The sequence below is a fragment of the Bacillus rugosus genome (assembly GCF_023238245.1).
Classification (GTDB): Bacteria; Bacillota; Bacilli; order Bacillales; family Bacillaceae; genus Bacillus; species Bacillus rugosus.
Genome location: NZ_CP096590.1, coordinates 648,135 through 659,863, shown reverse-complemented (window position 1 = coordinate 659,863; position 11,729 = coordinate 648,135). Strand labels below are relative to the sequence as shown.

The following is an 11,729-nucleotide window of genomic DNA, read 5'->3' as shown; positions in this document are numbered from 1 at the left end:
CCAGTAAACAAGAGGGAGAATACAAAGATCCTCCCTGTTCCTCAGCGATTTGGATACACCATTACTTTTAAACATTCATTCTTAAATTGAAGCGCCCGCTCCATCGCTTCATGCGTCTGCTCCAGCGAATATTGGTCCGTTACAAGATGCTTCGTGTCTACAATGCCTGAAGCGAGAAATTCGATTCCCTTTGGATACGTATTGGCATAACGAAAGATCCCGTAAATATCAATCTCATTGTCTGCAATAAACGGCACATTGAGCGGAATCTCGTTCTGTGAAGGCAAACCGACAATCGCCAGTTTTCCGCCCCGGCGCACAGAAGCCAGTGCGGATTGCAATGCCTTTGGATTTCCCGCTGTTTCCCAAGCAACATCTACGCCTCTACCATTCGTGATCGTTTTAATCTCTTCAAGCGCGTCCTGTTCACGGATATTAATGACATGAGTCGCTCCCATTTTTTTCGCAGCCTCTAACCTCAGCGGCTCTAAATCGGTCACAATAATTGTGCCTGCCCCAAACGCTTTAGCTGCCGCAACAGCCATTAACCCCACAGGGCCCATTCCCATAATCGCAATCGTTGATCCAGGCTGAAGCTTCGTTCTCGCCGCTGCATGAATGCCAACAGAAAACGGTTCAATCAAAGCCGCATCTTCATAGGAAAGTGAGTCTGGGATCAAAAAAACGAAGTCCTGACGCATTTTAATATATTGGACAAACGCGCCGTCTACCGGCGGTGTAGCCAAAAACTGTACATCCGGGCAAAGATTATAGCGCCCTTCTTTGCACGCCTCACAGCGTCCGCACGTAACACCTGGCTCTACAGCAACGCGGTCTCCCACTTTAAATTGATCGACGGATGATCCGACAGCGGCAATTTCACCCGCACATTCATGGCCAAGGATAAATGGTTTTTCTACTACATAATTGCCGATTCTGCCATTTGTGTAGTAATGCAGATCCGATCCGCAAATTCCGACAGCCATCACCTTAATCAACACTTCATCATGATTGATGTCAGGCACAGGCAATGTTTCAATTTTGATCTCTCTTGTGTTGTGCATAACAGCCGCTTTCATGTTCTGAGGTACTGTGTGAGTCATTTGGCAAAATTCCTTTCTTTAGAAAATAAAATGTAAGTGCATACATTTTTGTTTTCTCTGTTACTGCCCCCATTTTATCTGCTTTTCAAGACGTTCAACAGCCTTTCCTGCTGTATAAAAGGACAGCGGCACTGTACTTTTATTTTTTCATATACAAAAAACGCTGGATTGATAAAATAGTACTAATAGGAGGTGCAGGCTTATGGCTGAACTTGAAAACCGAAAACAATTTGCACAACTGCTGGCACCTGCCGTCAAATCGCTAAAACTTCATCCTGATTACAAAGTCAGAAGGAAAAAGAATGAAAAAACAGGACATTCTTATATAGATAAAATCGCACTCCAGCTGGGGGTCTCCTCTAACACGATCAAAAGCTGGATCGGACAAATGGGTGCAAACTATATTCCCGGAAGAATTGATGATGGAAAACTGTTCGGGATGATCTGGATCATTCTCGAAAAAACCGACTTCGATATCGAGTGGTTGACCGATCTACTGGAAACCACCACCATCCCTGTTATCAAACCTGCATTGCCTGTCTGGGCGGCGTCTTGTTTGCAAAAAGCGAAGACGCTGAGAAAAGACGGGTCATTCGGGGCGCCGAGTGATAACGATATTAAAAAAGCGGTAAAGCGGCTGTTTCATGATATCCCCGGCCAAGAAACGAATGCGCTTTCAGAACATCCAATCATGCATAACTTACCATCACGCTGGTCCGGAAACTTTATCGGACGCAGCTTTGATATGGAAGCAATACGGCAATGGATGCTTTCTCCGTCACCAGTCTGTTTAATCACTGGCTGGGCTGGTATGGGTAAAACCACAATCGCTCTTGAAGGTGCCTATTCCTGTGTCGGCAATTCTTCAGATTGGCCGGCATTCAACAGCATCATCTGGGTCAGCGCCGATTGGAAAGGTTTAAGCTTTAGCGATTTTTTAAATACGATTGCCTACCAGCTCGGACGCGCTGAACAAATCGATAAATCAATCAATGAAAAACGATTCGTCGTCCGCAATGCGTTAGCCAATTACACAAGACAAAAACCGGTCCTGCTGATCGTTGACAGCATTGATACCGCAGAACGTGACATTCACGAATTTATCACCAGCCTTCCGCAAGGCGTAAAAGTTCTCCTTACAGCGCGGGAAAACGTAAAGCAAACCTATCGAGAAAGCTTCGGAGAAATGTCGGCCATCCAGCTGAGCGGCCTTGACCAAACAGATGCCCTTGAATTTTTTCAGCAAGAAGTGCACCGCTGCTTACAAACATGCAACCTTCCACATAAACGGGAAAAGCTGGAGCAGCTGTTCCAGCTATCGTCTGAACTGAAGAACGAATTCATTTCAGCAACGGCCGGAAACCCGAAAGCCATGGCACTCAGCATCGCCTATATGTCAGACGATGACATACCCGCTCAGCAGCTGATTCATGAGCTTGGAAAAGCAGGCTACACACTGCTGGAATTGTTTGAGTTCCTCTTTGGCCGCACATGGGACAGATGCAACGAAGATACGCGAAAGCTATGGCAAGCACTTTGCTTTTTCAGCAAGCCGCCGGATGAAAAAAGCCTGGCGGCAGCGGCCGGATTAGACGCCCGCCGTTTTCATTACGCTATCGAACAAATGCGGTCATATGCCCTGATTCAGCCGGAACGAAGCGAGGGAAGGACACAATACTTAGCGCATCAAACGGTTGTCACTTACGGAGAACAGCACTTATCTGAACATCACGAATATGAAAAAGAAGCCCGCAGCCGCTGGGCTCACTATTATATTGATTATGCCGAAACCCATTTAAAACGGGAACAGCCCAACTCTATCTATTGGAGCTACCTTCTGGGACGGAATTTAGATCAAATGAAAAAAGAATGGCCAAACATCTTAAAGGTCATCCAATGGACAAGTGAAACCGGACAAAAAGAAACCCTAATCGAACTCATCACCCGCATCAGCCATTTTCTAAGCAGAATCAACCTGCCCCTGCGAACCGAATACGGACGCAAAGCCGCCGATGCCGCCCACCAATTAGGCCAACACACACGAGAAGCATTCTTCCGAATCGACACAGCAGGCTGGGCACTGATGGAAGTCAATGATTTAGATGGGGCGCTTCAGCAAATTGAGGCCGGACTGAAGATTCTGGAACTATCAGACGCAGAAGATCTCGATGCCCACGATTTAAAAGTATGGGGACACGCACTGCAAGCAAGGCTGTTTTTAAAAGCCGGGCAACAGGAAAAAGCAGAAGTAATTTTAAACGAAATCGAAGATCAACCGATTTCTCCAACGATTCAACACAGGGTTCTACTGGTACGCGGAGACCTAAGCTTTGCGAGAGGCCTTGATGAAGAAGCCATTCAACTATACGAAGCGGCAAATGAGATCAGCTCCACGTACGGCGGCGAAAAAACGATAGAAGCCTATTTCAATTTGGGTGTTGCTTATGTGAAGTGTGATCAGTTTGAGAAAGCAGAAGAAGCCTTTGAGCAAATGCTCTATGACAAACACAACGCGAATCAGGTTGAGCTGATTTATTATTATTATGGGATGGCGCAGCTGTTGTATCGTAAAGGAGAGAAAACGAAAGCGATGGAATCTAATCAAAAGGCGATTCGTTTGATTGATTCTTGGGAGCCTGCAATTGGGATTCGGGGTGAGGTGGAAGAACTGACAATGGTGATTAAAGAAAAGTACTCAAAGTAGTTCTGTCAGCAATCTCACTCAGTTTCTTTACTATAAATAGGAAAGGCCAACTGAAGTTGCAGTTGGCCTTTCGTTTCTTATTAAGGTCTACAAATGTACTAAACCAGTTTTTCCCGTATGTATTCTTTCTCGTATAAAGGAAAGCGTATCATTTGCCAGTTTTTTGCGACAAAGAACAATACCAGAATGACCACAATTGTAAACATATCTTGTGGGTTTCCCCCAACTTTCCCATAAATAATCTGCATTTTTTAAGTCAATATATTGATCGTGTTTAGCAGAAATCAGCAGCATGTTATCTTTATTAACTTTAGGCAAGGCTTGACTGGGATCTGTGATATTCCAATATTTTATTAAATCTTCATAGGTCACACCATTTTGTTCTAATTCTTCTCTTATGTATTTACCTGGGATCGTGTTCCATATCGAATAAGAAAGGCGATTGGCATAAAAGATTGATACCATTACATCAATTTGAGATTCTAGGGTAGCAATTAGATTAGTAACCCATCCCCCTAAGCTTACTCCCACTATGATAACAGGTCCTTTTTTATTTGCTTTTATCCAGTGAATTAACGCACGTAAATCTACAATGGCCTGTCTTGTCGACTCAATTGTACGATCAATATTTGCACTAATCATCAATTCGCCACTATACAGGGAATTTTCCGGTTCTCTTTCAAAATGGTATGGAAGAGAATAATAATACATGTTCCAGCCTAAATCGTTCATTATACGATTATGAAATATTTTTTTGATCCTATTGTACGAATCCATGCGCCAACCGTGTACAAAGATGACATTGGGTTAATCTATATCATTTTTATTTAAAAAAACCTCCCCTTTTAAAGTATCATTAACAAGATTCCCAGTTTGAATTAAGGATTCATAACTAAATGTTCCAACCCTATAACTTTTTTTAGATTTATTCAAATAAATTGAAACATCAGCTATATTTGCACTGTAAAATTCCTCTCTATCATCTATATCGACTGTAAAAGCAGCAGAAAAATGTTTATCTTTGCTTCTTTTTCTGTGTAAATCATATAAAGCAAAGCGATCTATCATTTTTGAGAAATGCACTATTAAGTCCTCCTTGATAATCATAAAAAATAATATCAGAAGTTGATAATTGGGTTGTCTGTCTCCATAGAGTTGGGACGGATTTCATCAAGAATCTAACTCCATCAACAGTGAATTTTTGGGGATCGGAAATCATTATTCTGTTGCTTTAACATAAAAGACTAGTTTCTAATTGCAAGGAAAACATTATCTTTTAGTAGCTAAAAAAAAGCAGCACAAATAGACATTTTAACAGGATTTCTCTTTGACAGTACTTTCCTAGGGGAGACCGTCTAAGAGTGTTGGTGGCACTATTATTTAGATAACTAGGTCTTTTTTGTCGTATGAGAGTATACCAATATGGTCTCCTGTCTGCAATAGAGAGAGAAGTAACAAAGGTTTGGACGAATAATTTTTAAACCCTATTTACGGAGTTATTAGATAAGCTCTACAAAGAGTAATGAACGGATAAAGTAAACTAAGAATAAATAAAAAGGAAAGACTGATTTATCATGGGATATTCATTTAAATTTAAAAGAGACCCTTTAGGATACTTAAGAATAGTTCTTCCAACAGAACTAGAATACTTTTCCGATTTCATTGAAAATATTGTTTCAGTAGAGGAAGCTGATGAATATTTAAATATTGTTCAAGAAGTATTGGATCGTTCTTCTCAAGAATATGAGATTCAATTAAACACCATCATTGCATATATAAAAAAAGATAAAACTGTCGTAGAACACCTTTATACAGAAAGTGAAAACGATAAAAATTCCTTGGAAACAGTAAAATTTAAAGAACTTATGCTTATCTGGAGAGACAAGATCCTACAAAGGTATAAGAGTGATGATTGAAACCTTTGTAGGTCCCTTGATTTCAAGGGACCTTTTTATTACTTCAATATCGCTTCAATTTTTGCTTTTGTTTTCGGTCCATAAATGCCATGTAAGCCCGCACATACTACACAGGTTTATTTACACTTCACAAAAGACAGAAAAAAAGAAGCCTCTCACAAGTTCAGTGAACTCGTAAGAAGCCTCGAAAATTTATAAATGGCATCAAAAGGGCATCAAAAATGACGTCTGTTGCCGACAAACCCTTGTAAATCAAGGGTTTTTTGTAGGTTTTACATCATGCAGCCTGTAAGTTGAAAGAGTGTAATTTCGTTAACATGAGGTGCAAAAGTGCGGTAAACCAACGTTTTGGATGTTACTGGCTGTAACATCTTTAACGGCGATTTACCGGTTTTTCATTGAAGTTCGGTTCGTTGAGAAGACGTTAGCAAATTGTTAACATTCTTTAGATCAAATGTCGCCGGGTAAAAGAAGTTTTGTACTTTTAGAGTTATTCATTATCTATGGTGGTTACATACCCCTTCTACAATAAAAAGAACAGCAGGATTTGACTCGAATAAGATAAGTCTATCTACTGTTTTTTCCTAAAAATTGTCCAAAGTTAATTTAACTAGGTAGCTTCTCTAGTAGGTTTTGGGCGCTGTATCTTATGTCAGCACATCCTTCTAGAATGCTTCTTGCAATCTTCCTTACCTCCATGTCTTCCAAGTTCAAGCATAGGTTAAAGGAAATTTGCGCGAAGATATCATAATTTGTCCAGCCTCCGTACCCTGTTGCTTCCGAATAATTATATGAAATAGATTGTAGAATCTTGGTTTGGTAACCACTTTCAAAACTCAAAACAAGTTTCCAGAACGTTGACAACCTATGTTCAACTATAAACTTGCTGATTCTATCCATCTCTGTTAGACCAATAATAAAATCATGTACCTGAGCATCATAATAATTATTCAGAATTTTGCTAATCGTGTTCTGTTTGCTTTCTGCCTGATCTTGATTCTTCAGAATACTTTCTACTTCATTAAGAATATATTGAGCTGTGTCATATCGCAGGTCTTTATTTCGAGAAATGCAACGCTCAACAACAGTCTTAAAAATATGATTAGAATCAGAAGCATTATGTGTAAAAACATAATCAATTATCTTACCTATGGAATAGACATCACTTTTTTGATCTAATTTCGTAAAGTCGGACATAGAAAGAGGATCAACAAACAGATGATTATTTTTCTCTGTGGCCGAAGATTTCATACTCCGCTCAATAGACAGATCCTTACTTAATCCGAAATCTGCAATCACAAAATCATTACCTATCTTTAGAATATTCCCCAAGTGCAGGTCTCTGTGAATAATCGACTTTTCATGTGCAAATGCCATCCCCGTTAGGATATCCATAATAATTTTTAGTCTCTCTTCAAAAGTCAATTCCATTTCGTCTTCCAAATGCTTATAAAGATTCTTTTCGCATTGTTCCATAAGATAGGTGTGAGTTTCAGGATTAAAATCAGACACATTTAAAATTGCCGGACATCCCTGCAGCTTCTGCATATTTTCAAACTCATACTGCATACGTTTTTTTAGCTTCTCATCGTTTTGAAATATAGATATTAATTCTTTTCTTAGAACCCCTTCCCTAACGCGAACAATATTACAATATGATCCCGAATCAAGGATGTCATCTGGCATTACAGTTAAATACCCAATATCAGGATTATTAATCTTTACGTTCTCCCTCTTTAGAACTCTGGTGACCATTTCAATCATATGGTTACTTTGTTCCTTATTTACTGTGGAATGCTTTAGGATGTTTAGAATATTCTCTAGCACCTGCAGATGTTTACCAGATGGAATATTACCATACTGCTCCAAGAGGTACTTGTCATCTACAAATCCAAAACTGCCATTGTGATCAAAGAAGTCACCTATATCCAAATAATCAACACATAAGACTGAATTATCAAAATGCCAATCCAGAATTAAACCGTAATAGCTCCAATTTGTATCTGTCGTCTTACCGTCCCATAAATGCTTGTCAAAATAGTTTAGTATTTTTATATAATTTTGTTTGGATAGCATATCTTCAACTGCCCTTTCATTATTTTGAAACCCCATCGTTCATTTTCGAAAATCCTAGGATTATTACTTACCCATACAAATGTACCTGCTTATTTCTAAATCGAGTTGGTAGTCGAAACAATGTTTTTTGTAGTAATATTCTGACCTATCTATGTGATCCCAGTCTACTAATGAAATCCATGGATTTCGAGTCAGACACTTTTACCCCATCTTTGGAAATGACCGTTACTTTATGAACATTTTCAGCACGTCGAGTATTACCAATATTCGTTGTGCCACATTATGGTCTGGCAGTTGAACACAGAAGTAAATTAGTTCTCCCGAGTCATCATTAGTTACCTAGCTTCAACAACTGTATATCTTTATTGTTATTTTTTGGCTTTATGCTACTCAACACCTTTTGCTCGACCTCGGGTGTCCAGTAGATTTTGAGTTTATTTCTCGCACGGGTAATAGCTGTGTAGAAGATATTATGTGTTATAATTTCATCAATCTCATCTGTTATGACGATTTTAACAGAGTTGTACTCCAAGCCTTGTGCCTTGTGCATGGATACGGCATATGCAACTTGGAATGGAACAACTGATTTTGAAGAGCCGTCATCATCTTCATCAGTACTTTTAAGTTTGTTGACACAAAAACGTATAACAGAGTGACCGCATTCTAAATTATCCAATAACTCAAAATCTTGACCGAAGGCATCTACACCGTTTATAACCATTTCAAGTTCGATATCAAACTGTATGCGTTCTGTGGGCTTTTCAATATCAAGAATTTCTATCCCTACTATCTGTCCCTTCATGTTGTTATAAATTAGGGGCGCAAAACGGTCGGATTCATTGAATAAAATTGGATCGTTGACCTTATATTGTTGAATTCCCCACGACACCGGAGCGTTTGGATTGCTTTCTTGTAAAAAACGATTAATGTTATTTATTCCGTACAGCCCGTCATAATTAAGACAAAGAATTATTTCGTTTGCTTCAGCAGGGGCAAAAATTGAAACGTCTAACGTGTTGGAATAACCTTGCCGTGTAATAAGTTCAAGAATGGTATCATCCATCTTACGCACTCTATCCCATAATGAAAGCAATCCTTGGTTATTGCTCCGGTAAGGCTTTTTTAATTCAAACACTGAGGTTTCTGGAACAAACATACGAGCAACGTTAAACCAGTTGCCAAATCGGATAGATGCTATTTGATATGAGTCGCCTACCATAACCAAAAGCTTGTATGTAGCTTTGATAAGAATATCTCTCATATCACGATTGTTCACCGTACTACACTCATCTATTATTAGCACGTCATAATCAGTAATGATGCTCTTCCTTTTTAGAAATTTTGTAATCGTTGAAAATGTGCAATCTGAAGCTGTTACTCGTCGTTTCAAATTATCTACAGCGGGATTGGTCTGTGCTAAAAACAGTTTTTTCTTATCAGCAAAGAAATGTGCTAAGTGGTTTATGAGCGTAGACTTTCCCGTGCCGGCCGAGCCGTACATTAAAGCCACCCGTGAGCTTTCAAACATTTGGGTTAAAGCCTCTTTTTTCTCGTCGCAGTCAACACCATGATTAGGTTCGCTCAACCACGCCTTTACCGAGTTTGAATAGTTCTGAACTCCGCTTTTTGCCAGATCCTCAAGTTGGTTAATAATGAAACGGGTATCGTTTTTATAACCATTAATAAAGATGTGACCAGCTTCAATCACTAATTTGCTGTTTTCTAAATGCCCTTGCCATAAATTGGAGTTATAGATTTTTACGAGTGCTGCTATATCATCGAACCCAACGATATCCTTTACGGGTGTAAAAAGTTGTCCCTTAATTTCGGTGTTATTCCTAACCAGTCGTGCAAGTATTTCGTGTTGTCGTTCTGCAGTATCAATGCAAGCGAACAAATCACCCAGTCTGGGGTTATGTCCTATCGGCGAGGTATTAAAGGGCATACTGTCGAACGGGATACAGCCGTTTTTCACATAAAGCCCGGACAAATTATTGTTTGGAAGGCTTTGTTGCTGGTTTTTAATTACTTTGTTATTCATATGGTAAAGTAAATACCGCAGGAGATTGCTGCCCACGGCATTTTCTCTCATTATTGTTCGGCAAAGCTCTAAATCATTGAAGAACACAACCGTTTTGGCTCGTTGTGTCGCTTGCTGCTTAATCTCTTGAAATTCCGCATCGGGGAAATCAACGAGTTCTGTCAGATTAAATCCTGTTGACGTTAAAAATAGTGAGATGCCCAGTTGTTCGGCATATCCGGTCTTAACTGCCGCTCCTCTAATCAAACTTGTAAAATTCCTAAACTCACAATCTCGTATTGCGACTTCCCAACCTATAATAACGATAATAGGCATAGTCTTGCCGAGGATTTCAATACTGTCGCGAGCTAAAGTAAACTTGACAGCATAGTTTTCGGTTATTTCCAAACTAGTAAAGGCGATAACCCTGTTAAACTTACTCGCATAATCATTGGCAGGTGTAAAAGTTATCTCATAGTAAATCCTCTGACCCACAAAGAATGGCTTAATCTTTTGAATATAGTATTTTTCGGATTTTCCAACGCCCTGCAAATTATAGCTTTTTATCTTAGTAGCAATCTTCTCATAATACTCCTGCATGTTTGAATCCATGTTCAGCGGAAACTTGTCAAGGTTGTTAAGAACGTTAAGGGAAAAACTGTCATGCAAGAGGTTTTTGATCCTCAAAAGATATTCATAATATTTTAACATTAGACGCTCTGAGTTTTCCTCGTCAAGCGTATAGTGTGATGCTACGATTTGCAAATAATCATGAAACCGTCTCAGCACTTTTAAATTGCCCCGTGTTTTAACAAAGTCAATTGCCTTGCAGATATTATCATAGTTGTTTTCTATATCTTGACCGTTGGCGTAGAACTTCAGCATTATATGCTCAACAAAGTTACGTAATTGAGACAGGATATCCTGCGAAACTACTCCTCTTGTCGAAGTAGCAAGGCTGTCTATGTGACGGCAAACAACTTTGTTTATAGTTAGAATCTGTGTGTCTATTCGTAATTGTGTTACATTAGACATTTTGCACCTCCAATAAAGTCACTGCTATAAAAAGAATCTAGAGATAATTTTACAAATTTACTCTGTTATTTACTTTTTAATAAACATACTTCGACAAAAATTGTTAAAATCCTCCAAAAATAGAATGTGCTCTTTTTATGGACAGACTTGCACATTCACATGTTTAAAGCACGAAAAAGTTTATCTCCATGTTTCACAACAAATGAAAAAAAAAGCTTCCGAATAATTAAAACTAATAAGAAGCTTCTTTTATTTTTCATTATGCTAGCATTTTGTTAAAAAGTCACTTCAAACCCGTAGGCTTTGAGTGTGTAATACAAGAGGTGTAAAAAGTGCGATAAATCAACGTCTTGGATATTGTTGTCTGTAACATCTTTAATGGGGATCTACCGTTTTTTATGTGATTGCGTTAGCATAATGTTAACATTTTATTAACGGTCCTCTTTTATATAACTTATTGATCTTCTTCAAAAGTTTTAATTTTATCTCTAAGTTCATTTATATTAATAGATAACATTTTAGCTATCTCATCTGCCTCAAATCCTTTGAGATAAAGGGCTACAGCACTAGCTGTATTATTTAAAATATTTATAAGAACTTCCTCAAGGCCTGTTTTAGTCTTATTACTTTTATGCATAACACACCTACATTTATATGTTAAGATTAAATTTACCTGTTAATTTATTTATAGTTGTAACCCGATACCAATACACAAAACATATTTGTAAATTCCGGATATTTTTCATAGTATTCATCGTTTGTTAATAAGTTGAATATTCTAGTAACATCTTCTACATTTTTAGAAATATCAAACCGATGTAGATTTTTCTTCAGACTTTCTATTTTCCATACAAACTCTCCATAAGTCGTTTCAC

At 38.6% G+C, this 11,729-nt stretch carries 6 protein-coding genes and 1 pseudogene; 2 read left to right on the top strand and 5 right to left on the bottom strand.

The annotated features are described in order from the left end of the window. Positions 1-41 precede the first annotated feature (41 nt). A complete protein-coding gene (gene gutB, locus M0696_RS03460; RefSeq protein ID WP_222143696.1) occupies positions 42-1,103 on the bottom strand; it encodes a sorbitol dehydrogenase in 1,062 nt (353 codons plus the stop codon). A gap of 202 nt (positions 1,104-1,305) precedes the next feature. On the opposite strand from gutB, the gene M0696_RS03455 reads away from it, so the two are divergent. Further along, a complete protein-coding gene (locus M0696_RS03455) occupies positions 1,306-3,807 on the top strand; it encodes a tetratricopeptide repeat protein (protein WP_248602501.1) in 2,502 nt (833 codons plus the stop codon). Between the two features lie 87 nt (positions 3,808-3,894). Here M0696_RS03455 and M0696_RS21100 read toward each other — a convergent pair. Further along, positions 3,895-4,890, bottom strand: a pseudogene (locus tag M0696_RS21100) (alpha/beta hydrolase family protein). Positions 4,891-5,381: 491 nt separating this feature from the next. Here M0696_RS21100 and M0696_RS03440 point away from each other — a divergent pair. Continuing rightward, a complete protein-coding gene (locus M0696_RS03440) occupies positions 5,382-5,723 on the top strand; it encodes a tRNA-Val4 (protein WP_225516251.1) in 342 nt (113 codons plus the stop codon). 606 nt (positions 5,724-6,329) lie between these two features. Here M0696_RS03440 and M0696_RS03435 read toward each other — a convergent pair. The 3 genes from M0696_RS03435 to M0696_RS03425 all read right to left on the bottom strand — a co-directional run bounded on the left by M0696_RS03435 (position 6,330) and on the right by M0696_RS03425 (position 11,491). After that, a complete protein-coding gene (locus M0696_RS03435) occupies positions 6,330-7,835 on the bottom strand; it encodes a protein kinase family protein (protein ID WP_248602500.1) in 1,506 nt (501 codons plus the stop codon). 295 nt (positions 7,836-8,130) lie between these two features. After that, complete coding sequence (locus M0696_RS03430; protein WP_248602499.1) at positions 8,131-10,854, bottom strand: ATP-dependent DNA helicase; 2,724 nt, start codon at positions 10,852-10,854, stop codon at positions 8,131-8,133. A gap of 454 nt (positions 10,855-11,308) precedes the next feature. Beyond that, positions 11,309-11,491: a hypothetical protein gene (locus M0696_RS03425; protein ID WP_248602498.1), complete on the bottom strand. Its 183-nt coding sequence runs from the start codon at positions 11,489-11,491 to the stop codon at positions 11,309-11,311. Positions 11,492-11,729: the final 238 nt, after the last annotated feature.

Coding starts and splice junctions, on each gene's coding strand:
- gutB (WP_222143696.1), bottom strand. CDS start 1,103: ATGACTCACACAGTACCTCAGAACATGAAAGCGGCTGTTATGCACAAC.
- M0696_RS03455 (WP_248602501.1), top strand. CDS start 1,306: ATGGCTGAACTTGAAAACCGAAAACAATTTGCACAACTGCTGGCACCT.
- M0696_RS03440 (WP_225516251.1), top strand. CDS start 5,382: ATGGGATATTCATTTAAATTTAAAAGAGACCCTTTAGGATACTTAAGA.
- M0696_RS03435 (WP_248602500.1), bottom strand. CDS start 7,835: ATGGGGTTTCAAAATAATGAAAGGGCAGTTGAAGATATGCTATCCAAA.
- M0696_RS03430 (WP_248602499.1), bottom strand. CDS start 10,854: ATGTCTAATGTAACACAATTACGAATAGACACACAGATTCTAACTATA.
- M0696_RS03425 (WP_248602498.1), bottom strand. CDS start 11,491: ATGCATAAAAGTAATAAGACTAAAACAGGCCTTGAGGAAGTTCTTATA.